Genomic DNA, 23,163 nt, shown 5'->3' on the forward strand with positions numbered 1-23,163 from the left:
TTTGGTCCTGCTTCGAGGCGGCGGCGAAACTTTCCGCCAGTTTTGTGCCGAAAATGCTGAGGAGTATTGCGTCAATGATTCATTCTCGTTGACGCGTTTTCCCCTGGCAGTTTTGCGGCTCGGCCTCGGTCATTCTGACCGTAGCGGCCGCGGAGTTCAAAACCATCATGACCCTTGCTTCCTCGCGCGCCGCTTTCCGCCTGCAGCCCCGGCCAACCCGCAGCCACGCCAAGTCCAGGCGTTTCATTCCCCGCAAAACCACCACCGCCCTCTACGTCGCTCTGGCGCTCTCGGGGCAGGCGGCCGGCGTGCATGCGGCAGAAGTGGCAGGGGAGACGCCCACGAAAACGGCTGGCACGCAGAGCATCCTGCTGACCAAGGACAACACGCCGTTCTTGGCGGCGCAGCCCGCCGGGCTGGATGGCCACAACGGCAGTGCCAAGGGGCAGCCCTATGCGTCCGCGACCGATGGCGAAACGGCGTATGTCTTCACCACGCAAGACGGTTCGCTGCGCGACAACAACGTGGTGCGGGTAAACAGCGCCCTGGTCGGTGGCGCGGCGGGGACCCCGGCCGTCAAGGTTGGCGAAAATGGCGCCCGCGGCGCGGACGCCATTCATGGCAGCAATCTTCGGATTGTCATCGGCGGTGGTTCAGTCAAGGGGGGCGCAGGCGCCCATGGCATGAATGGCCGCGGCGCTGTCGAAGGCGGAGATCCGCCGGTAAAGGGCGGCAATGGCGGCGATGGCGGTGCGGCCATTGTGGGCAGCGACCTGGACATTGTGTTCACCGATTCCACGCCCGCAGGATCAATCAGCGCTGGAACGCCCGGGTTTGGGCGGCAGGGCATTGGCACGGCAGGAGGCGAGGCCCAGGAAAGCGGGGTCCACGGCCGCTATGGGGAGGCTCTCCACTTCACCGGCGGCAACAACCTGCTCACGCTCGAGCGAGGATCCACCATCAACGGTAGCGTGGTGCTGGATGCGCCTGTCGGCTCGTCCAGCAGTTCGCTGCATATCTTGAATAATGCGGCAGAGTGGATTGATTTGAACGGAACGCACCAAACAGGTTTCGCCGACATCAAGCAAGGGCCACAGCGCAGTAAGCTGGCGGCCACCTTGTTTCCCGCCGATGATTCGGCTGCCGTGATAAATCGCATGCGCATGCCGCAACTCGCCATTGGCGAAGGCGCTACGCTGATGGTGTCGGGAACGGGCTTGACGCGGATCGGCGACCTGGTCTTCAAGGATGGCAGCACCTTCTCCGTCATTGCCCGCAGCGCGCTCAAAGGCGACGGCACGAAATCCAGCAATCCGGAAAGTCTGCGGCTCATCCTCAATAACAGCAAGGCCACCATCAGTAGAACCGGCACGACGTTCAACCTGGCCGGCATCACCGACGGCAGCGCGACCGATCAGTTGCTGTTTGTTACCCAGAATCAAGTCGAATCGGAAGTCTTCGTCGAGGGCGATTTCGCCAAGACCGCCGTCGGCGGCATTGTCGTCACCGACACCTCGCCGGTCGATTACCTGACGTTCGCATCCGGCATTGCAATGGGCGGGGAGCGGACCCAAGAGGAGGTCGACAAGCAGGATACATTCGGCGGGATGCTCCCGCTCCTGCCTGTGATACCGGCCCACCCCATCGGCTACCAGGCCACCTACAAGCTCAGTTGGCTCGAAGACCCCGCCAAGGCACACGGTACCTTCACGATTGCCGAAGGCGGCGACTTTACCCTGGGCGCGGCGCTGAGCGACATCAAGGACCTTCCGGCGTCCAACAAGTGGGATGGCAAGAGCCTGACCAAAGCCGGCCCGGGCGTGTTGCAGTTGACGGCGGCGAACCTTTACACCGGCGCCACCACGATCTACGGGGGCGTGCTGAAGACCGGGATCGCGGACGCGTTTGCAAAAAGCAGCGAGCTGACGATTGGCCCAAGTGCCACGTTGAACCTTGGCGGATTCTCCCAGGCCGGGAGCGAAGACAGGGCCATCATCAACAACGGCGTCATCCTGTTCAACAGCATGAATGCCGGCAAGACGGGCACAAATTCGGCGAGCCTGACCGGTAACCTGCTCAATGCCGGCACGCTCGATCTCGACAACGGCGACGATACCGTTGGCAAGACGTTGCGGATCATTGGCAATTGGACTGGCAGTACCGACAGCCTCATCAAATTGGCCGCCGCTCTTGGCAACGGCGACGACAGCGTTGCCGACAAAGTCGAAATCACCGGCACCGCCACCGGCTCCACCAAAGTCCAGGTGCGCAATATCAATGGCGCGGGGACGACAGGCACGACAAACGGCATCACCCTGATCACCGCTGGCGAAGATAGCGCAAGCGGCGCCTTCACCCTGAGCTCCGGAACCCTCACCGCCAACGGCCTGGTCTATTCGCTCCTGAACAAGGCCGATTCGGCCAATCAGAAAGTCTGGTATCTGAGCAGCGCCAAGGATAATGATGGCGATGTGCCGGCCCCTCCTGCTCCCGAGCAGCAGGCCCCCCCTTCTGCAGGTGAGCACCAGGACACTGACAACGTCATCCGTCCCACGATCGAGGCCGGCACCACGCTGCCCTTCGATTTCTCAAGGGCGCTGACCGCCGAAGAGAAGGCGCAATATGTCGTCAACGCAGACGGGGACATGATCTTCGCCGAGGGCGTCACGCTGGACATGACGATGCCCGGCATCACCGAGGCAGAGAAAAGCGGCGTCGGGATCGCAAGCGTCACCGGGGCCATCAAGGGCGATTTGCCCAACGTCATCCTCAACGGCGCGGCGCAACCCGATTATTTGACAGCCAACGTGTCCAGATCTCCGGACGGCAAGACCCTGCAAGCCGGCTACAAACTCAGTTGGAACGAAACGGCCGATAAGGCGCACGGCACCTTCACCGTTGGCGGCGGCAGCTTCGAGCTCGGCGCGGCGCTGGCCGACACGGGGGCGAACACCAACGGCGCCACGCCGTGGGACGGCAAGACGCTGACCAAGAACGGCCCGGGCACGCTGGTGCTGGCAGCCAGCAACCGCTACACCGGCGACACCATCATCAACCAGGGCGAACTCAAAACCGGCGCCGAAAATGCTTTCTCCACCAGCGCCAATCTGACGATTGCCGCGGATGCCAAGCTCAACATGGGCGGCTTTGCCCAATCCGTGGGCGGCAACACGCACGGCGCCATCACCAATCGCGGCATCATCGCGTTCAATGACAGAGGCGAGGGCAGCAAAGGCGCCAGCCCGATGAGCCTGGCCGGCAACGTCAGCAATGCCGGCAGGCTCGAGCTCGACACCGGCGACAGCACCGTTGGCAAGACCTTCCAGGTCCAAGGCGACTGGTTCGGCGATGTCGGCAGTTTGATTTCCTTGACCGCGGCACTGGCGGGCGATGACAGCAATACCGACAAAGTCGACATCACTGGCGCCGCCACCGGCACCACCAGAGTCAAGATCCGTAATGTCGGCGGCGCGGGGGGCGAAACCACTGCCGATGGCGGCATTACCCTCATCACCACGGGCAGCAGCGTGGCCAATGCTTTCGTGCTGGACAGCCCGGTCACCGCGGGCGGCTACGTCTATAAGCTCAGGCAAGGCAAAAAAGACGCCACCGGCAAGGTCAACGAGGGCATTTGGGTGTTGAGCAGCTTGGCGGACACGTTCATTTCGACGATTCCGTCAACGAAACCGCTCGTCATCACGACAGGGCAGGCGCCCGGCGTCGACAACCTGAAGGACTACATCAATGAAGATGGAAACCTGAATATCGCCGCCGGCGATCCCATCAAGTTGACCGACGCCCATCCGCCCGCCACCAGCGAAGCGTTGGGCACGCCTCGGGTGATCCTGACCTTGCCAAATACCGGGCCCGCTGGCAACGATACCAACGGCATCCATCTCAACGGCACGCCCAGCGTCACCGTCTTCGATACGAGCGCGACCGAGATCGATTACCTGACGCCTCGCCTCCAGGTCGCGACGGGCGACGCCAAGAAGCTGGAACTCAGCTACAAGCTCCGTTGGAATGAGGACGACAAGAATAAATCGAGCGGCAACTTCACCATTGCCGAAAACGGCGCGTTCAAACTGGCGACGGCGCTAGCCGATGTGTCGGGGGTCGATGCGGCCACCAATGATTTCAAGTGGGACGGCAAAACCCTGACCAAAAAGGGCGCGGGCACGCTGGAACTGGCGGCCGCCAGCACCTACACCGGCGCCACCACCGTCGAGGCGGGTACGCTCAAGACCGCGATCGTCAACGCGATTGCCAATACCAGCAATGTGACCATCCGTCCTGGCGCCACGCTCAATTTGGGGGCGACGAACCAGAACTTCGCCGGGATCGAGAACCAGGGGACCCTGGTATTCAACGACGTTCAAGCCAACGGGACGCCGGTATCCACGCCGGTCACCCTCAAACTCGGCGCCGCCGGCACGAGGGGCAAGTTTCTCAACAGCGGCACGCTCAATCTCAAGAACTGCGACTCTTGCGCCGTGCAGACCTTTACCATCGACGGCGATTGGGAAGGCAGGGAGGGCAGCGCGGTGATTCTGGGCGCGGTGCTGGGGGGCGACGGCAGTCCCGCCGACCAGCTCATCATTCAAGGCGTGGCCAGCGGCAAGACCGCGGTGACCGTTGAAAATGAAGGCGGCGCGGGCGGCCAGACCGTGGAAGGCATCACCCTCATCACCGTGGCCGAAGGCGCGAGCGGCACCGATACCTTCGTGCTTGCCAACGACGTCACCGCGGGCGGGTATGTCTATTCGCTCAACAGCAAGGAAAATGCCGACAAGAAAGCCAACGGTATCTGGTATCTGACCAGCGCCAAGCGACCGTCGGCGGGCTCCGACGACATCAGGAATCACAACGTCAGTCCCTTGTTCGGCGCCTACGCCAGCAACCTGCTTGCGGCGAACACGCTGTTCAACACCAGCTTGAGCGATCGCGAAAGCGGCGAATCCGTCGACCCCGTCACCGGCGCGCGCGGCCGCGTCTGGGCCAGGGTCGCAGGGGGAACCACGCACGGCATGATGTTCGACGGTGCAAACCGCTTCAGTGCCGACCGCAGCCTGCTGCAATTGGGGGGCTCGATCATCGCTGGCAGTATCAACGGCCAGGATGCGTGGCGCGTCGGCCTCATGGCGGGCCATGGTCAGCAACGCAGCAAGACCCGCAACGCCGCCACCGGCAACGCCCGGGGTCAGGTGGACGGCTATAGCGCTGGCGTGTATGGCACCTGGTATCAGGACGGCCAAAGCCACCGCGGCGGCTACGTCGATGGCTGGCTGCTCTACAACTACTTCGACAATAGCGCTGAAGGCAGCGGCCTCAAGGAAAAATACAAGGCCGACGGCATGACCGCCTCGATCGAAGCCGGTTATGCCATCGACGTGGCATCCTTCAGCAATGGTGGCGGCCGCGAACACCGCCTGAGCGTGCGGCCGCAAGCGCAGATCATGTACGGCGGCGTCAAGGCCAGGACTTTCGTGCAGCAGGACGCGGGCCCGACCACGGTCAAGGGGGAGGGCGATGGCAATATCCAGACGCGCCTCGGCGCGCGCCTGGCCATGGTCAGCAGCTCGGCCACCGCTGGCGCCAGCCTTGCCGGCCAGGTCGAAACCGCGCTTGAATTGAACTGGTTGCACAACACCAACAAGTACGGGGTCACGATGGGCGCCAATCGCAACTGGATGCTTGGTGCGGAAAACGTCGGCGAAGCCAGGATCGGCGTTTCGGGCAACCTCAGCGACAACCTTGCGCTGTCAGCCAACGTCACCCATCAACAGGGCGACCACGGCTACCGGGACACCCAGGGCGGCCTGAGCCTGAAGTACCGGTTCTGAGCCGGGAAGGGTGCGCCCAGCCAGCCTGGTCGCACCCTCATGGCTGCAAAGGGGGCACAGCCAGTCCGCGCGGCGGGCGCCGGGCGGGCAACATCACCCGGCGTGTTCGATCACCAACTGCACCGACACCATTCCGTTCCACACGTTCTGCTCCAGCCGGTAGGCCGCCTGGATGTGCTCGGGCAAGGACTGGTCGTGGCCGAACCAGATGGCATCGAAGCGCTGGTGACCGCGTTCGAGCGACAGTTTCAGGTGCTTCTCGCCGACCAGGCGCTGGTTGCGCACCACGAATTCGTCCAGGAACAGCGGCGCGGCAAAACCCGCGCCCCAGACCTGTTGTTGCAGCAGGCCGGCGACCTCGGCGTTGGCGTAACCGGATTCGAGCGAACCGTCGGTCTCGATGACCGGCTCGAAGCTGTCGCGTCCGGTCAGTTCGCGCACGGCGGCATCGAAGGCCGGGGCGAAGGCCGGGAAGTCCTGGCGGCCCAGCGTCAGGCCGGCCGCCATGGCGTGGCCGCCGAACTTGCGAATCAGGTTGGGGTGGCGCTTGGACACCAGGTCCAGCACGTCGCGCAGGTGCACGTCGGGAATCGAACGGCCCGAGCCGCGGATCTCGTCGTCGCCGGCCGGCGCGAAGGCCAGGGTGGGGCGCCAGAATTTCTCTTTCAGGCGCGAGGCCACCAGGCCGACCACGCCCTGGTGCCAGCCCGGGTCGAACACGCAGACCGTGGCGCCGGGCGCGGCGTCGGGCGCTTCCATGGCCGCCATGGCCTGTTCGCGCATCTCGGCCTCGATGGTGCGGCGCTCGCGGTTGATGTTGTCCAGCTCGCGAGCCATCTCCAGCGCCTGGGCCTCGTCGTCGGTGGTCAGGCAGGCGATGCCCAGGCTCATGTCGGCCAGACGGCCGGCGGCGTTGATGCGCGGGCCCAGCGCGAAGCCCAGGTCGAAGCCATTGGCGGCGCGCGGCTCGCGCCCGGCCACGGCGAACAGGGCGCGCAGGCCGGGCTGCAGGCGGCCGCTGCGCATGCGCTGCAGTCCCTGGGTCACCAGCAGGCGGTTGTTGGCATCGAGCTTGACCACGTCGGCCACCGTGCCCAGCGCCACCAGGTCGGACAGCGCGTCCAGGCGCGGCCCGCCATCGGGGGCGTAGACGCCGCGGCGGCGCAGCTCGGCGCGCAGCGCCAGCATCATGTAGAAGATGACGCCGACGCCGGCCAGGTTCTTGGACGGGAAGCCGCAGCCCGGCTGGTTCGGGTTGACGATAGCCAGGGCGTCCGGCAGCGTGTCGCCGGGCAGGTGGTGGTCGGTGATGACCACGCCAATGCCGGCGGCGTTGGCCGCGGCCACGCCGTCGACGCTGGCGATGCCGTTGTCCACGGTGATGATGATGTCGGGCTTGCCGGCGCGATGGCGGCAGGCCAGCTCGACCACGGCGGGCGACAGGCCGTAGCCGGTCTCGAAGCGGTTCGGCACCAGGAAGTCGACATCGGCGCCCATGGCCGACAGGGCGCGCAGGCCGACGGCGCAGGCGGTGGCGCCGTCGCAGTCGTAGTCGGCCACGATCAGCAGCTTCTTGCCGGCCTGGATGGCGTCGGCCAGCACGCCGGCGGCGTGCGCCGAGTGCGTCAGGCCGGCCGGCGGCAGCAGCGCGGGCCAGGCCAGCTTGGTCTGGTCGGGATGGGTGACGCCGCGCGCGGCCCACAGGCGCGCCAGCAGCGGGTGGATGCCCGAGGCTTCCAGGGCGTGGCAGGCGGCGAGGTCGGCGCGGCGGACGGTTAAGCGGGGTGAGACCACCAGGCGCTCCAGTTTTTCTTGGGCGCGGGCAGCAAGCCGAGCAGGCCCCCGCGCGGTTTCAGGGTGAGGGTGGCGCTGCGATCGTCGCCCAGCAACAGCAGTTCTGCGGGCTGGTCCGGCAGGCCCTTGGGGCCGGCCAGCGCTTGCAGGCGCTGCTCGAGCGCGGCCAGGGCGTCGAGCCAGGCGGCCCAGTCGCCCGCGCGTTGCGCGGCATCCAGTTCAGTCATGACCTGTTCCGGGCCGGCCGGGCGCATGGCCCACGGCGTGCCGCCGCCATACAGCCACAGGGCGTTGACGGGCGGCAGGCCGCGCGCGGCGCGCGATTCGTTGGCGGGATGCTCGTGCCAGGACATCTGGATCTCGTTGAGCAGCCGGCGCCAGGGCCGGGATTCGGCATCCTGGCGCCACCAGTCGTTCAGGCGCTGGCCCGCCACCGCCAGCGGGCTGGCGGTCTGGGGCCGCAGGCCGTCCGGCAGGCGCAGGCGCCAGCGGGCGGCCGTCAACGGTTCGACGGCAAAGCCGGTGTCTTCGAACAGCGGACGGGCGGTCTCCAGCAGCGCGGCGGTCTCGGCGTCGCGCAGGTCCATCTGGGTCGGGTCGAGCAGGGTGGCCTGGTCGGTGCCCAGGGCCAGGTGGACCAGTTCGGCCAGCCAGATGGGGCCGTCGCCGGCCTGGCCGTCGGCCAGCAGCGGGCCCAGTCCGGCGCCCGGCAGCAGGCCGGGTTCCGTGGCGTAGCCGGCGCGGCGCAGTTGCCAGGCTTCGAACGCGGTACAGCCCTGGGTACGGATGTCGTGGGCCTGGACTCGGGCGCTGCCGGCCTGCAGCCAGTGGTGCAGGGTAGGGGCGCGCTCGGGCAGCAGCTTGGCCAGTTCTGCGGCGACGGGAAGGGCGGGCAGGGCGCCCGGGATGACGATCAGCATGGCCAGGATTGTAGTCGCTGGCCGGACCCGGACCCAGGCCGGGAACTAAGCCCGGCCCCGACTGCCATAGCTTGTCACGGCTTGTCTTCCATTCCCGCATTCCGGGGACGGTTTTGCGGCCGGTTAATGCCATAATGCGCTCGTGCTGAAAATACCCTACGAACTCTGGATCGGCGCCCGCTATGCCGGGTTGGCCCGCATCCGCCAGCGACGCGGCCGCCGCGATCGCTTCATCTCTTTCATCGCCGCCAGTTCCATGGCAGGCATCGCGCTGGGCGTCGCCGCCCTGATCGTGGTGCTGTCGGTCATGAACGGCTTTCAGAAAGAGGTCCGTGACCGCATGCTGTCGGTGCTGCCGCACATCGAGCTCTACATCCCGGGCGCCGCGCCCGAGCGGGTGCTGGAGCAGTGGCAGCAGTTCGCCGACGCCGCCAAGCGCAACCCCGAGGTCAAGGCCGGCGCGCCATTCGTGGCGGCGCAGGGCATGCTGGTGCGCGGCCAGGCGCTGCGCGGGGTGCAGGTGCGCGGCATCGACCCGGCCACCGAAGGCAACGTCTCGGACCTGCCGCGGCAGATGGTGGCGGGCAAGCTGGCCGACCTGAAGCCGGGCGGCTTCGGCGTGGTGCTGGGCAACGAGCTGGCCGACGGCATGGGCGTGAAGGTGGGCGACACCTTGCTGATGCTGGCGCCGCAGGGCTCGATCAGCCCGGCCGGCTTCGCGCCGCGCATGCGCCAGTTCACCGTGGTCGGCGTGTTCTCGTCGGGCCACTACGAATACGATTCCTCGCTGGCCTTCGTCGACAACGACGACGCGGCCAAGGTCTTCCGCGATAGCGGCACCGCCGGCGTGCGCCTGCGCATCGCCGACATGCAGAAGGCGCCCGAGGTGGCGGCCGAGCTGCGCAACGTGCTGCCGCCGTACGTCATGGCGAGCGACTGGTCGCGCAACAACCGCACCTGGTTCGCCGCCGTGCAGACCGAAAAGCGCATGATGTTCCTGATCCTGGCGCTGATCGTGGCGGTGGCCGCGTTCAACCTGCTGTCGTCGCTGGTGATGGCGGTCAAGGACAAGCAATCGGACATCGCCATCCTGCGCACGCTGGGCGCGGGGCCGGGCGAAGTGGCGCGCATCTTCCTGGTGCAGGGCGCGCTGATTGGCGTCATCGGCACGCTGCTGGGCGTGGCGGGAGGCATCGTGATCGCCTACAACGTCGACGTGATCGTGCCGTTCATCGAACGCCTGCTGGGCGTGCATTTCCTGCCGCGCGAGATCTATTTCATCAGCGCCTTGCCGTCCGACCCGCAGGTGGGCGACATCGTGACCATCGGCGTGACCTCCCTGGTGCTGTCGCTGCTGGCGACCTTGTATCCCAGTTGGCGCGCCTCGCGCCTGCAACCCGCACAGGTGCTGCGCCATGACTGATACCGTGACTCCCGCGCTGCAGGCGGACAACCTCGTCAAGATCTATGACGAGGGGCCGGCCCGCATCGAGGTGTTGAGCAACGTCAGCCTGAGCGTGGCGCGCGGCGAAATGGTCGCCATCGTCGGCGCGTCCGGCTCCGGCAAGAGCACGCTGCTGCACATCCTGGGCCTGCTGGACGTGCCCACCAGCGGTTCCGTCTCGGTCGACGGCCATTTGGCCGTCGGGTTGTCCGAAGCGAAGAAGAGCCAGGTGCGCAACCGCAGCCTGGGCTTCGTCTACCAGTTCCACCACCTGCTGCCGGAATTTTCGGCGCTGGACAACGTGGCCATGCCGCTGATCGTGCGCCGCGAGAACCGCGACAAGGCCCGCGAGGCGGCGCGCGAGGTTCTGGGCCTGGTTGGCCTGGCGGCGCGCGAAGGGCACTTTCCGGGGCAACTGTCGGGCGGCGAACGCCAGCGCGTGGCGCTGGCGCGCGCGCTGGTGACGCGGCCGGTGTGCGTGCTGGCCGATGAGCCCACCGGCAACCTGGACCGCCATACCGCGCACAACATGTTCGAACTGCTGACGCGGGTCAATCGCGAGTCGGGCACGGCATTTGCGATCGTGACCCACGACCCCGAGCTGGCGGCGCGCGCCGACCGTCAGTTGCTGATGGAAAACGGCCGGCTGGTCTCGGGCTGACGCCCGCGGCCGGTCCGTGGGCCGGGCGGCGCGATGATTGTGCAGGAAACCCGGGCAAGGAGGCCGCGCCCATGCTGATCGACACCCATTGCCACCTGGACGCCGCCGAGTTCGATGCCGATCGTCGCCAGGTCATCGGACACGCGCTTGAAGCCGGCGTCCAGGCCATCGTCATTCCCGCCATCGAACGGGCCAATTTTGCCGTCGTGCGGGAGCTTGCCGGGCAGGTGGCCGGCGGCGCCTACGCGCTGGGCATCCATCCTCTTTATGTGCAGCGCGCCGACGATGCCGATCTGGACGCCCTGCGCGACGCCATCCGGCAGTCGCTGGGCGATCCCCGTTTCGTCGCCATCGGCGAGATCGGACTGGATTTCTTCGTGCCGGAAATCGCCTCGGGCGAGCCGCGCGCGCGGCAGGAACGTTTCTACGCCGCCCAACTGGCCATGGCGGCGGAATTCAAGCTGCCGGTGCTGCTGCACGTGCGCAAATCGCAAGACATCCTGCTGAAGTACCTGCGGCGCCACGAGCGTATCGGCGGCATCGCGCATGCCTTCAATGGCAGCGCGCAGCAGGCCCAGGCCTTCGTCGAGCAGGGCTTCGCGCTGGGGCTGGGCGGGGCCATGACCTACGAACGGGCATTGCAGATCCGCCGCCACGCCACTGACGTCGACCTGCGCCATCTGGTGCTGGAGACCGACGCGCCGGATATTCCCCCGGCCTGGCTGCATCCGCCGCAGCGGCGCAACCGGCCCGGCGAGCTGGCCCGCATCGCCCAGGTGCTGGCCGGACTGCGCGGTATCACGCCGGCGCAGGTGGCGCAGGCGACCACGGCCAATGCGCTGCGGGTGTTGCCGCGGCTGTCGGCCGCGATCCTGGCCGACGACTGATCCCTGACTATTGGTGCCCGGCGACTGATTCCTGACGATTGGCGACGCGGCCGCGTGGGTCAGGCGGCCATGCGCGGCAGCTCGATGCGCACGCTCAGCCCGTGCGGGGCGGCGTTGCGCGCCGAGATGCGGCCCTTGTGGGCCGTCACGGCGGCGCGCGCGATGCTCAAACCCAGGCCGGCGCCGCCGGGGGGCGCGTCCGCGGCGGGGGCGCCCTGGTAGAACGGTTCGAACAGATAAGCCAGTTCCTTTTCCGGCACGCCTGGGCCGTTGTCCTCGATTTCCAGGCAGGCTTCGCCGGCGTCGGCCAGCAGGCGCACCTGGATCGCGCCGCCCGCCGGCGCGAAACGCAGGGCGTTGCGCAGGACGTTTTCGATGGCGCTGGCCAGACTGTCGCGGTCGGCCGCGATGCGCAGCGGCGGCGGACGGTGCCAGCCAATGGCGATCTGGCGTTCGCCGGCCTCGAAGCGCGCATCCTGCACCACGTCGTCGACCACGTCCGCCAGGTCCAGCGTATCGGTGGGCAGGGGCAGGGCGCCCATGCGCGCCAGCCGCAGCGTGCTGCCCACCAGCGTGTCCAGGCGCTCGCATTCGCGTTCCATGCGGTCCAGTTGCAGGTCCTGGCGCTCGTCCTTGCGGCGCGCCAGTTCCACGCCCAGGCGCAGGCGCGCCAGCGGCGAGCGCAGTTCGTGGGCGATGTTGCGCAGCAGTTGCTCGCGCGTATCGACCAGCGCCTGCAGGCGGCCGGCCATGGCGTCGAAGTCGCGCGCCAGCAGGCCCAGTTCGTCCTGGCGCCGCGACAGCGCGCCGGGGGTGCGGGTATCGAGCCGGCCGGCGGCCAGGGCGCGCGCGGCGCCGCGCATTTGGTCCAGCGGCGCGGCCACGTGGCGCGTCAGCGCCCAGCAGAAAGGGGCGGTGATGGCCAGCGCGAACAGCAGCAGGCCCAGCGCCACCGGCGTCAGTCCCAGCACTTCCCAGTGCGAGGAGTCGAACGGCAGGAACAGCATCAGCAGTTCACGGTTGTCCGGCAATGTCAGCAATTGCGGATCCCACCACGACACGCGCAGCGCGGCCGGATCGGCGGGGACTTCGATGGAGGCGGCGATCAGGCCTGGATCGGGCGCGGCGCGGAAGGCCGCCAGCCAGTCGTCCAGGCGGGTCGGCAACCGGCGGCCGAGGATGTCGCGGTCGTGCGTGTCGACGATATAAATCTTGAGCGCCGAATAGCGCGCGTCCATGGCCTCGACCCAGCGCCGCAGGCCGTCGGCGCCTTCGCCGCGGGCGATCTGGGCCGCGTCGCGCGTCAGGTTGCCGGGGTTCAGGCCGTCGAGCGAATCGACGCGGTACCAGGCCACCACGGCGGTCAGCATCATGCCGCAGACCGTGATGACGGCCATCGCGCCCCAGAAGGTCAGGAAGGCGCGCCAGAACAGGGAGCGGACGGGCAGCCCGCGCATCAGGCCGCGCCGGCCAGCACGTAGCCCAGACCGCGCAGGTTGCGGATGGCGGGGGCGTCGCCGGCCTGGTCCAGTTGCAGTTTCCGGCGCAGGCTGCTGATGTGGGTGTCGATGCTGCGGTCGTAGCGATCGGCGGCGCGGCCCAGCGCGTACAGGCTGATCTGTTCGCGCGGCACCACTTGGCCCGGGGTGCGCATCAGGACTTCGAGGACGCGCTGTTCGGCGCCGGTCAGCAGCACTTCCTGCTCGCCCAGGCGGGCGCGGCCGCTGGCGGCGTCCAGCGATAGCGCGCCGACGTTCAGCTCGGGCGGGGAGGGGGCGGGCTTTTCCTCGAAGCGGCGCAGCACGGCGCCGATGCGGGCCTTGAGTTCGCGCGGACCGAAGGGTTTGGCCAGGTAGTCGTCGGCGCCCAGTTCGAGTCCCAGCACCCTGTCGGTTTCACCGCCGTGGGCGGTGAACATGATGACGGGGCGGCGCGAGTGGCGGCGCAGATGGCGCAGCAGATCGAGGCCGCTGCCGTCCGGCAGCATCAGGTCGAGCAGCACCAGATCGAAGCAATCTTGCATTGCAAGTGGCAGACCTTGGGCGCTGTTGTGCGCCAGGGTCAGTTCGATGTGGCCGGGCTCTAGGTACTCGCGCAGCATCAATGCCAGGTCGACGTCGTCGTCGATCAACAGGATGCGGCGCGTTGCCATGGGGGAGGGTATGGGCATGCGCTTGGGTTCTGTTGCCACGGCAGCATAGCGGGTCGCCGGCGGCAGAAGTGTCAAGAAGTGCGAAGAAAGTAAAAGTTGCGGAAAGCGTGTTGCAGCTCACGCTTGGCCTCAATTCTAATATGAGAATAGTTTTCATTAAAAATTGAAGCGGAGCGGGGCTGCGCGCGGGGCGCGGCCCTTCCGGGACGGGAGAGTCTGAAATCATGAGCTGCAACGATCTGGCCGCGCGCCGCGCATTCGGCCCGCGTACCGGCCTGGCTGTCGCCTTGTGCGCCAGCGGCCTTGCCGCCGGTCATCCGGTCTTGGCGCAATCGGCCGCGCCGGCCGACGCCAGGACGCTGGATACCGTGGTGGTGACGGCCAGCGGCTACGAGCAGCAGATCCAGGACGCGCCGGCCTCGATCAGCGTGATCACGCGCCAGGATCTCGAAAAGAAGTTCTACCGTGATGTCACCGACGCGCTGGTCGAAGTGCCGGGCGTGGTGGTCACCGGCGGCGGCGACCGCCAGGACATCAGCCTGCGCGGCATGGGCCCCAAGTACACGCTGATCCTGATCGATGGCAAGCGCCAGAACTCGCGTGAAACCCGCACCAACTCCGATTCCGGCGGCGTCGAAGGCGGCTGGACGCCGCCGATCTCGGCCATCGAGCGCATCGAGGTGGTGCGCGGGCCGATGTCGTCGCTGTATGGTTCCGACGCCATGGGCGGGGTGATCAACATCATCACCCGCAAGGTGCCCAACGAGTGGGGCGGCGAAATCCGCATGGACACCACCATCCAGGAAAGCAGCAAGTCCGGCGACATCTACCAGGGCAACTTCTACCTGGCGGGCCCGATCAAGAATGACCTGCTGGGCCTGCAGATCTACGGCCAGGCGACCCAGCGCGACGAAGACAGGATCGTCGAGGGCTACCGCAAGCGCAACGCCACCAACATCACGGCCAAGCTGGCGCTGACGCCCAACCGCGACCACGACATCGTGCTGGAAGCCACGTCCAGCCGCCAGAAGTACGAGAACACCCTGGGCAAGACCGTGGCCCCGCTGGCCCCCGGCGTGGCCTGCGCGCGTACGGGCTGCCCGGCCTCGTCGGAAACCGACTACCGCAGCAGCAAGTGGGCGCTGTCGCACACCGGCCGCTGGGGCTGGGGCGTGTCCGACAGCTACGTGCAGCAGGAAGAGTTCGACAACCGCTCGCGCCAGATGAAGATCAAGAACCTGGACCTGCAGACCAGTTGGACGCTGCCGCTGGGTTCGCACATGCTGACCCTGGGCGGTACCTACCTGACGCAGCGCCTGACCGACCAGACCGGCAACCAGCTCGCCGGTGGTCCCAGCAAGGTGGAGCGCTACCAGTGGGCGCTGTTCGCCGAGGACGAATGGCGCCTGGTCGAAAGCTTCGCGCTGACCGGCGGCCTGCGCATGGACCAGGACGAGAACTTCGGCAGCCATTTCAGTCCGCGCCTGTACGGCGTGTGGCACATGGCCGAGCGCTGGACCCTGAAGGGCGGCGTGTCCACCGGTTTCCGCGCGCCCGACCTGCGCCAGACCGTGGCCGGCTGGGGGCAGGTCAGCCGCGGCGGCAACATGTACGGCAACCCCGACCTGACGCCCGAGAAGTCGGTGACCCAGGAACTTGGCCTGCTGTATGACGACGGCGAGGGCTTCAATGCCGGACTGACCCTGTTCAACAACAACTTCAAGGACAAGATCACCCGCGTCGCGTGCCCGCTGTCGCAGTGCACCGATGGCCCCAACCAGTTCGGCTCCAACCCCACCACCTACATGAACGTGGACAAGGCGGTGTCGCGCGGCGTCGAGGCCAACCTGAAGCTGCCGCTGGGCCGCGACTGGTCGCTGACCAGCAGCTACACCTTCACCAAGTCGGAACAGAAGTCCGGCCAGTACCAGGGCCAGCCGCTGAACCAACTGCCCAAGCACCTGTTCACCACCACGGTCAACTGGCAGGCCTCCGACGCGCTGCAAGCGTGGGCCCGCGTCAACTACCGCGGCAAGGAAAGCCAGCCGATTACCGGCCCGTCCTCGACCTCGCTGGTGGCGCCGTCGTACACCTTCGTCGACCTGGGCGGCTCGTATGCCGTGAACAAGAAGGTGTCGGTGTACGCCGGCATCTACAACCTGTTCGACAAGCAGGTCGGGTACGACGACTACGGCTACGTCGAAGACGGCCGCCGTTATTGGCTGGGCGTGGGCGTGAAGTTCTGAGCCCGCGAGCAACAACCGGGACGCGCCGCCGCCTGGCGGTGTTCCCGCAACCTGGAGAGACAAGCATGACGATGAAGCAAACCTTGGCAGGGCGCGCCGGCCGCTGGCTGGCGTGTGCCACCACGGCCCTGGCCCTGGGCGCCGCCAGCGCCCCGAGCATGGCCCAGGACGCGGCCCGGAGCGTGCCGGTCAAGCACGCGCGCGGCGAGACCGCCGTGCCGTCCAACCCGGCCAAGACCGTGGTGCTGGACCTGGCGGTGCTCGACACCCTGCACGCGTTGGGCGTGGACGTGGCCGGCGTGCCCAGCGCCGCCAAGCTGCCGCCGCAGCTCGCCCAGTACGCCGACAAGCGCTACCTCAAGGTTGGCAGCATGTTCGAGCCCAACTACGAGGTAATCCACGCGGCCCAGCCGCAGGTGATCTTCGTGGCCGGCCGTTCGGCGCCCAAGTACGACGAATTGGCCAAACTGGCGCCCACGGTCGACCTGACGGTTGACGCCAAGGACCTGGTCGGCAGCGTCACGCGCAACACCGAAACGCTGGCCGCCATCTATGGCAAACAGACCCAGGCCAGGGAAAAGCTGGACGCGCTGCGCGCCTCGATCGCGGCGCTGCATGGCCAGGCGGGCAAGGCGGGCACCGCGCTGATCGTGCTGACCACCGGCGGCAAGATGAGCGCCTATGGTCCCGGCTCGCGCTTCGGCGTGATCCACGACGCGTTCGGCTTCGCGCCCGCCGCCAAGGACCTGAACGTGTCGAACCACGGCCAGGCGATCTCGTTCGAGTTCATTGCCCAGACCGATCCCGACTGGCTGTTCGTGATCGACCGCGACGCCGCCATCGGCCGCGAAGGCACCTCGGCCCAGCGGATGCTGGACAACGACCTGATCCGCCCGACCAAGGCCTGGAAGCAGCAGCGCGTGGTCTACCTGAACGGCTACAACTGGTACCTGCTGGGCAGTGCCGGCCTGACGGCCATGCAGCAGAACGTGGACGATATCGCCCGCGCGCTGTCGGGCGCCAAGCCGGACGCCAAGTAAGCGCATGGTCCATCGGATGGCGTCGGAGTCGGCCGGGTGAAGCAGGGCGGGATGATGACCGGCTGGGCCGGGCTGGCGGCCTTGTTGCTGCTGTTGCTGTCGTTGTGCGTGGCCAGCGTCAGCCTGGGCGCGGGGTCGTTTTCGTTCGCCGCGCTGGCCGGCGGGCCGGACGCCGAGCGCGCCTGGCGCCTGCTGCTGGTCAGCCGCGTGCCGCGCACGCTGGCCCTGCTGCTGGCCGGCATGGCGCTGGCGGTGGCTGGGCTGATCATGCAGATGCTGGTGCGCAACCGCTACGTCGAGCCGACCACGGCCGGCACCGTCGAGTCGGCCACGCTCGGCATCCTGGTGGTGACGCTGCTGGCGCCGGACACGCCGGTGATCGGCAAGATGCTGACGGCCACCGGCTTCGCGCTGGCGGGCACGCTGCTGTTCCTGGCGCTGCTGCGGCGCGTGCCGCTGCGCACGCCGTTCATCGTGCCGCTGATCGGCCTGATCCTGGGCGGCGTGATCCATGCGGTCACCACCTTCGTCGCCTATCGCTATGACCTGCTGCAATCCCTGCATGCCTGGACCACCGGGGATTTCTCCGGGGTGCTGCGCGGCCGCTACGAACTGCTGTGGATCGGCTTTGCGCTGGCGGCCGCGGCCTATCTGGCGGCGGACCGCTACACCGTGGCCGGCATGGGCCGCGAGTTCGCCGCCAATCTCGGCCTGAACCATGCGCGACTGACGCTGGTGGGTCTGCTCATCGTGTCGGCGATTTCCGCCGTGGTGGTGGTGACCGCCGGCGGCATTCCATTCCTGGGCCTGATCGTGCCGAACGCCGTCAGCCTGATGCTGGGCGACAACATGCGCCGCGCGATTCCGTGGGTGGCGATGCTGGGGGGCGTGTTCGTGCTGGCCTGTGACATCATCGGCCGGCTGGTGATCCATCCCTACGAGGTGCCGCTGGGCACGGTGGTGGGCGTGGTGGGCAGCGTCCTGTTCCTGTGCCTGTTGCGCAGCCGGGGAGCGCGCCGTGGCTGAATCCGTGTCGCGCCTGTTGCCTTCGCCGCAGGCCTGGCGCCTGGCGCTGCTGGCCACGGCCGCGTTGCTGTGCGTTGTCGGTTTCATGACGCTGGGCGCCAACGGCCAATGGGCTTTCGTGCTGCCGTTCCGGGGCGGCAAGCTGGCGGCGATGCTGCTGGTGGCCTACGCGGTGGCGGTGTCGTCGGTGCTGTTCCAGACCGTGACGCACAACCGCATCCTGACGCCGGCCATCATGGGCTTTGACGCGCTCTACCTGCTGATCCAGTCGCTGGTGGTGTTCGGCTTCGGACAGGCGGCCGGCGCGGTCAACCATCCGGTGGCGGCCTTCGTGCTGGAAGTGGGCGCGATGACGGCCTTCGCCTGCCTGCTGTTCCGCTGGCTGTTCACGGACGCCGTGCGCAGCCTGCATTTGATGATGCTGGTGGGCATCATCTTCGGGCTGCTGTTTCGCAGCCTGTCCAGCTTCGTGGTGCGCCTGATCGACCCGAACGAATTCCTGGTGCTGCAGGACCGGATGTTCGCCAACTTCAATTCAGTGCGCACCGAACTGCTGCCGATCGCGCTGGCGGCTGTGGCCGCGGCGACGCTGCTGGTCTGGCGCATGCGGCGCCGCTACGACGTGCTGGCGCTGGGCCGCGAGATCGCGCTGAACCTGGGCGTGGACTACCGCCGCACCTTGTTGCTGACGCTGGCCGCCATCGCGGTGCTGGTGTCGGTGTCCACCGCGCTGGTGGGGCCGGTGACGTTCTTCGGGCTGCTGGTGAGCAACCTGGCCTATCAGGCGATGGGGTCGGACCGGCACCGACACACCGTGCCGGCCGCGGTGCTGCTCAGCGTGATCTTCCTGGTCGGCGGGCAGACGTTGCTGGAGCGCGTGCTGCAACTGAGCACCACGGTCAGCGTGGTCATCGAATTCGTGGGCGGAGTGATGTTCCTGGCCCTGATCTTGCGCAGGGGACGCCAATGATCGATATCCAACAAGTCAGCAAGCAATACGGCGACAGCGTGGTCGTGGACCGGGTGTCGCTGGCCTTGCCGGCCGGCGGCGTGACCGCCATCATCGGCCCCAACGGCGCCGGCAAATCGACGCTGCTGTCGATGATCAGCCGCCTGTTGCCGATGTCCGCCGGCCGCATCCAGGTGGACGGCCTGGACGTGACGCGCAGCGACAGCCGCGAACTGGCGCGGCGCCTGGCCATCCTGCGGCAGGACAACCACCTGCCGCTGCGCCTGACGGTGCGCGACCTGGTGGCGTTCGGGCGCTATCCGCATTCGGGCGGCCGCCTGACACTGGACGACAAGGTCCATATCGACCGGGCCATCGCCTACCTGGACCTGGAACCGCTGGCCGGCCGCTACCTGGACGAGATGTCCGGCGGCCAGCGCCAGCGCGCGTTCGTGGCGATGGTGCTGTGCCAGGACACGCGCTATGTGTTGCTGGACGAGCCGCTGAACAGCCTCGACATGAAGCACGCCGTGGCCATGATGGGCACGCTGCGGCGCGCCGCCGACGAACTGGGCAAGACCGTGGTGCTGGTGCTGCACGACATCAACTTCGCGTCCAGCTATGCCGACCGCATCGTGGCGATGAAGGCGGGCAGGGTGGCGCATTGCGGCACGCCCGCCGAACTGATCCGTCCCGAGGTGCTGGGCGACCTGTACGAATTGCCGATCGACGTGCACGAAATCGGCGGCAAGCGCATCTGCGTGTATTACCGCTGACGGTCGCGGGGAGCGCGCTGGGTCGCGGGACGACGCCGGCGCGCGGCGGGAAATTTCCGGGGACGGAATACGAGCGGACTGGGACATCCGGCCCGTCGCGCACGCTTCGCACAGACATGCTGAATAACATCTGAATTGGACGCGTGTCTCATTTATCGTGGCCCCCAGGCAACGTAATGATAAAAGCATTGCGAGTGATTCTCGTTGTCAAGAGAATGGCGGTTTCTTCCATTTCAAACGACTTCGAAAAGACCCGCAGGCCATGCACGTCCTCCGCCCCCTCACCGCCGCCCTGTTCGCCGCGGCCCCCTTGGCCGTCCACGCCCAGGCCGCCGCGCCCGCCGCCACCCTGCCCGCGATCAGCGTCGTCGGCGCCGATGACACCGCGCAAAGCTACAACCCGCCCGCGTCCACCAGCGCCACCAAGATCGACGCGCCGCTGCGCGACATTCCCCAGACGGTGAACGTGGTGTCGGCGCAGGTGCTGCGCGACCAGCACGCCATGTCGGTGCAGGACGCGCTCAAGAACGTGCCGGGCGTCAGCTTCTCGACCGGCGACGGCCAGCGCGACCAGGTGTCGATCCGCGGCTTCACCGCGATCGCCGACCAGTTCGTCGACGGCTTCCGCGATGACGCGCTGTACTTCCGCGACCTGTCCAACGTCGAACGCATCGACGTCATCAAGGGGCCGGCGGCGGTGCTGTACGGCCGCGGTTCGTCCGGCGGCCTGATCAACCGCATCACCAAGAAGCCGGGCGAGGACATCTCGCAGGTCGGCCTGAGCTACGGTTCGTGGAACGACCGCCGCCTCGACCTGGACCTGGGTCGCGCCAACGACAGCGGCAGCATGGCCTGGCGCCTGACGGGCGCGGTGGAAAAGGGCGACAGCTACCGCGACAAGCAGTTCATCGATCGCAAGGCGATCGCGCCGTCGGCCCAGTTCAAGCTGGGCGAGAACACCACCTTCCTGCTGCAGACCGAATTCCTGGAAGACCGCCGCCTGACGGACTTCGGCATCCCGGCCTACCATGGCCGGCCGGTGGACGTGGACCCGTCCACCTACTACGGCGCCGAGAACGCGCGCGACACCGACTACACCCAGACCCGCGTGCAGTCGTACGCCGGCACGCTGACGCACCGCTTCAATGACAACTGGTCGCTGCGCAATGCCACGCGCTACTACCACTACACGCTGAACCGCAACAACACGCTGCCGGGTTCGGTCAACGAAGCCGCGCAGACCGTGTCACTGACCCACGGCAACGTGCTGCGCGACGAACACGGCTGGACCAACCAGACCGAGCTGATGCAGCGCGTGCACTGGGGATCGGTGCGCCACGACATCCTCTACGGCGTCGAGGTGGGCCAGCAGAACAAGGACCTGGTGAGCTATTCCAACCCCAACGTGGCGGTGGTCAACCTGTTCGATCCGCAACTGCCGACGCTGCGGCGGCAGGCCGTGGGCGCGCCTGGCTCCGACAACCTGGGCCGCTTCAGCACGCTCGGCCTGTATGTGCAGGACATGGTGTCGCTGGGCGAGCACTGGAAGGTGCTGGGCGGCGTGCGCCATGACCGCTTCGAGCAGAAGACCGAGGACCGCCGCAGCGGCCAGAACCTGCAGCGCACCGACTCCAACCTGAGCCCGCGCCTGGGCCTGGTGTTCCAGCCGGACAGCGTGCAGTCGTACTACGTGTCGTGGAGCCGTTCCTACCAGCCCTCGGGCGAGGCCTTCGCGCTGGCGGCCAACAACGTCGACCTGGCGCCGGAGAAGACCACCAACTATGAAGTCGGCGCCAAGTACGATTTCCTGGATGGCAAGCTGTCGACCACGGTGTCGGTGTTCCGCCTGGAGCGCACCGACATCAAGGTGACCAACCCGGTGACCAACACGCTGGTGCCGGTGGGCACGCAGCGCACCGACGGCGCCGAGTGGACCCTGTCAGGCGACCTGTCCAACGGCTGGCGCGCGATGCTGGGCTATGCCTATCTGGACGCGCGCGTGACGCAGTCGGTGGCGCGCGACGCCGGCAAGGACGTGGAGGGCAAGCGCGCCACGCTGACGCCGCGCCATGCCGGCAACGTCTGGATCACCAAGGACCTGGGCGACGGCTTTGGCGCTGGCGCCGGTCTGAACCTGGTGGGCGCGCGCTTCGCCAACCCGGGCAACACGGTTACGCTGCCGGGCTACCTCACGGCGGACGCGGCGGCGTGGTGGCGCCAGGGGCCGTACTCGGTGCAGTTGAACGTGTACAACCTGTTCAATGCCGGCTACATCGTCTCGGCGCACGGCACCAGCCCCAACCTGAACATGCCGGGCGCGCCGCGCAACGCCATGCTGAGCCTGCAGTACCGCATGTAAATGGAAAGGCGTCCGCGCGCCGACAGGGCGCGCGGATGTGGTTTCAGCGCAGTGGCGACTCGGCCGTCAGGCTGTCGGTCTCCAGCGCCGCCAGCGCGTCGAGGAAGCGCCACGCGAACGAGCCGGGGCCTTCCGCCAGCGCCCCGGCGCGCCGGCCGGCGATGCCGAAGCAGGACAGCGCCGCCACCGCCGCGGTGTAGGCGTCAGCGCGCGCCACCGCCGCAAAGGCGCCGACCACCGCCGTCAGCGCGCAGCCCGTGGCCGTGACCTGAGGCATCAGCGGCGATCCGCCGGCCACGCGCACCTCGCGCTGGCCGTCTGTCACGAAATCCACTTCTCCCGTCACCGCCACCACCGTGGCGCGGGCCCGCGCCAGCTCGCGCGCCGCCTGCTCGGCCTGCTGCACCGGGTCGCGCGCATCCACGCCCTTGCTGGCGCTCTGGCCGCCTCCCAGCGCGATGATCTCCGACGCGTTGCCGCGGATCACGGCGGGCCGCAGGTCCAGCAGGCGCCGCACCGCGTCGCGGCGGAACGCGGTGGCGTGGTGCGCCACCGGATCCAGCACCCAGGGCGTGTCCGCCTGGCTGGCGGCGGCGGCGGTCCGCAGCATGCTGTCCAGCCAGGGGGCCGAGAGCGTGCCGATATTGATCACCACCGCGCCGCTGATGGCGGCGAATTCGGGCGCTTCCTCCGCCGCGTGCACCATTGCTGGCGAGGCGCCGATGGCCAGCAGCGTATTGGCCGCGGTGTTCATCGACACGAAGTTGGTCAGGCACTGCACCAGCGGCGCGTCGCGGCGCACGGCCGCATACAGGTCGCGCGAAGCCAGCGCCAGGTCGGACAGGGTAGGAGTGAGGGAGGCCATGCCGGCGGGTCCTTGCAAGGGGACAACGGGCGGGGCGGGGCGGCGTGGCGCGGCATGGCGGGCCGGCGGGATGCGCACCTTCCCTACGCCAGGATTGTCTGGATCAGGTTCAACGGGTCTCTCGCGCCGCGTGCCGCGCTGGGCGCGGCCGCCATCGGAATCTCAGCTTCTTGCCGAAGCTCCCCGGGTGGATGGGGCTAT

General features: G+C 67.7%; 15 protein-coding genes and 1 riboswitch. Of the genes, 10 read left to right on the plus strand and 5 right to left on the minus strand.

Annotation, left to right across the window (positions count from 1 at the left end; translation table 11 throughout):
• Nucleotides 1-167 precede the first annotated feature (167 nt).
• Nucleotides 168-5,843, plus strand: coding sequence for an autotransporter outer membrane beta-barrel domain-containing protein (locus tag SB816_RS10140; protein ID WP_410546874.1), 5,676 nt, complete (start codon nucleotides 168-170; stop codon nucleotides 5,841-5,843).
• 93 nt (nucleotides 5,844-5,936) lie between these two features.
• Here the strand turns inward: SB816_RS10140 and recJ are convergent, their stop codons facing one another.
• Together recJ and SB816_RS10150 are read right to left on the minus strand one after the other, a co-directional pair.
• Nucleotides 5,937-7,637, minus strand: coding sequence for a single-stranded-DNA-specific exonuclease RecJ (recJ, locus tag SB816_RS10145; protein WP_054502166.1), 1,701 nt, complete (start codon nucleotides 7,635-7,637; stop codon nucleotides 5,937-5,939).
• Nucleotides 7,619-8,557 carry a hypothetical protein gene (locus tag SB816_RS10150; protein WP_054502167.1) on the minus strand — a complete coding sequence of 313 codons (939 nt, stop codon included), beginning with the start codon at nucleotides 8,555-8,557 and terminating at the stop codon, nucleotides 7,619-7,621. Before SB816_RS10150 ends, recJ begins: the two co-directional genes overlap by 19 nt.
• Nucleotides 8,558-8,747: 190 nt before the next feature.
• On the opposite strand from SB816_RS10150, the gene SB816_RS10155 reads away from it, so the two are divergent.
• From SB816_RS10155 to SB816_RS10165, 3 genes are all read left to right on the plus strand, one after another.
• A complete protein-coding gene (locus SB816_RS10155; protein ID WP_231132972.1) occupies nucleotides 8,748-9,980 on the plus strand; it encodes a lipoprotein-releasing ABC transporter permease subunit in 1,233 nt (410 codons plus the stop codon).
• Complete coding sequence (locus tag SB816_RS10160) at nucleotides 9,973-10,662, plus strand: ABC transporter ATP-binding protein (RefSeq protein WP_054502169.1); 690 nt, start codon at nucleotides 9,973-9,975, stop codon at nucleotides 10,660-10,662. The genes SB816_RS10155 and SB816_RS10160 overlap by 8 nt, the downstream gene beginning before the upstream one ends.
• A 71-nt stretch (nucleotides 10,663-10,733) precedes the next feature.
• The gene (locus SB816_RS10165; RefSeq protein ID WP_410546875.1) at nucleotides 10,734-11,549 is read left to right on the plus strand and encodes a TatD family hydrolase; all 816 of its coding nucleotides are present in this window, start codon (nucleotides 10,734-10,736) and stop codon (nucleotides 11,547-11,549) included.
• Between the two features lie 59 nt (nucleotides 11,550-11,608).
• Here the strand turns inward: SB816_RS10165 and SB816_RS10170 are convergent, their stop codons facing one another.
• Both SB816_RS10170 and SB816_RS10175 read right to left on the minus strand, forming a co-directional pair.
• Nucleotides 11,609-13,006, minus strand: coding sequence for a sensor histidine kinase (locus tag SB816_RS10170; RefSeq protein ID WP_410546876.1), 1,398 nt, complete (start codon nucleotides 13,004-13,006; stop codon nucleotides 11,609-11,611).
• Entirely contained in the window at nucleotides 13,006-13,701 is a 696-nt protein-coding gene (locus SB816_RS10175; protein ID WP_175142909.1) for a response regulator transcription factor, read from the minus strand. Before SB816_RS10175 ends, SB816_RS10170 begins: the two co-directional genes overlap by 1 nt.
• Nucleotides 13,702-13,925: 224 nt before the next feature.
• Here SB816_RS10175 and SB816_RS10180 point away from each other — a divergent pair, with 224 nt between their 5' ends.
• The 6 genes from SB816_RS10180 to SB816_RS10205 all read left to right on the plus strand — a co-directional run bounded on the left by SB816_RS10180 (nucleotide 13,926) and on the right by SB816_RS10205 (nucleotide 22,097).
• Nucleotides 13,926-15,947 (plus strand): ligand-gated channel protein, encoded by a 2,022-nt coding sequence (locus tag SB816_RS10180; protein ID WP_410546877.1) that lies wholly within the window; start codon nucleotides 13,926-13,928, stop codon nucleotides 15,945-15,947.
• A gap of 65 nt (nucleotides 15,948-16,012) precedes the next feature.
• Nucleotides 16,013-16,987 (plus strand): siderophore ABC transporter substrate-binding protein, encoded by a 975-nt coding sequence (locus SB816_RS10185; RefSeq protein ID WP_410546878.1) that lies wholly within the window; start codon nucleotides 16,013-16,015, stop codon nucleotides 16,985-16,987.
• 54 nt (nucleotides 16,988-17,041) lie between these two features.
• Nucleotides 17,042-18,013, plus strand: a complete 972-nt coding sequence (locus SB816_RS10190; protein WP_395757828.1) for an ABC transporter permease — start codon at nucleotides 17,042-17,044, stop codon at nucleotides 18,011-18,013.
• The gene (locus SB816_RS10195; RefSeq protein ID WP_410546879.1) at nucleotides 18,006-18,983 is read left to right on the plus strand and encodes an iron chelate uptake ABC transporter family permease subunit; all 978 of its coding nucleotides are present in this window, start codon (nucleotides 18,006-18,008) and stop codon (nucleotides 18,981-18,983) included. Before SB816_RS10190 ends, SB816_RS10195 begins: the two co-directional genes overlap by 8 nt.
• Nucleotides 18,980-19,738 (plus strand): ABC transporter ATP-binding protein, encoded by a 759-nt coding sequence (locus SB816_RS10200; protein WP_175142825.1) that lies wholly within the window; start codon nucleotides 18,980-18,982, stop codon nucleotides 19,736-19,738. The genes SB816_RS10195 and SB816_RS10200 overlap by 4 nt, the downstream gene beginning before the upstream one ends.
• 262 nt (nucleotides 19,739-20,000) lie before the next feature.
• Entirely contained in the window at nucleotides 20,001-22,097 is a 2,097-nt protein-coding gene (locus tag SB816_RS10205; protein ID WP_410546880.1) for a TonB-dependent receptor, read from the plus strand.
• 43 nt (nucleotides 22,098-22,140) lie between these two features.
• Here SB816_RS10205 and thiM read toward each other — a convergent pair whose 3' ends face one another.
• Complete coding sequence (gene thiM, locus SB816_RS10210; protein ID WP_054502176.1) at nucleotides 22,141-22,962, minus strand: hydroxyethylthiazole kinase; 822 nt, start codon at nucleotides 22,960-22,962, stop codon at nucleotides 22,141-22,143.
• A gap of 62 nt (nucleotides 22,963-23,024) precedes the next feature.
• Nucleotides 23,025-23,158: riboswitch (TPP riboswitch) on the minus strand.
• Between the last annotated feature and the right edge of the window lie 5 nt (nucleotides 23,159-23,163).

Source organism: Achromobacter sp. SIMBA_011, from assembly GCF_046535435.1.
Taxonomy (GTDB): domain Bacteria; phylum Pseudomonadota; class Gammaproteobacteria; order Burkholderiales; family Burkholderiaceae_B; genus Achromobacter; species Achromobacter dolens.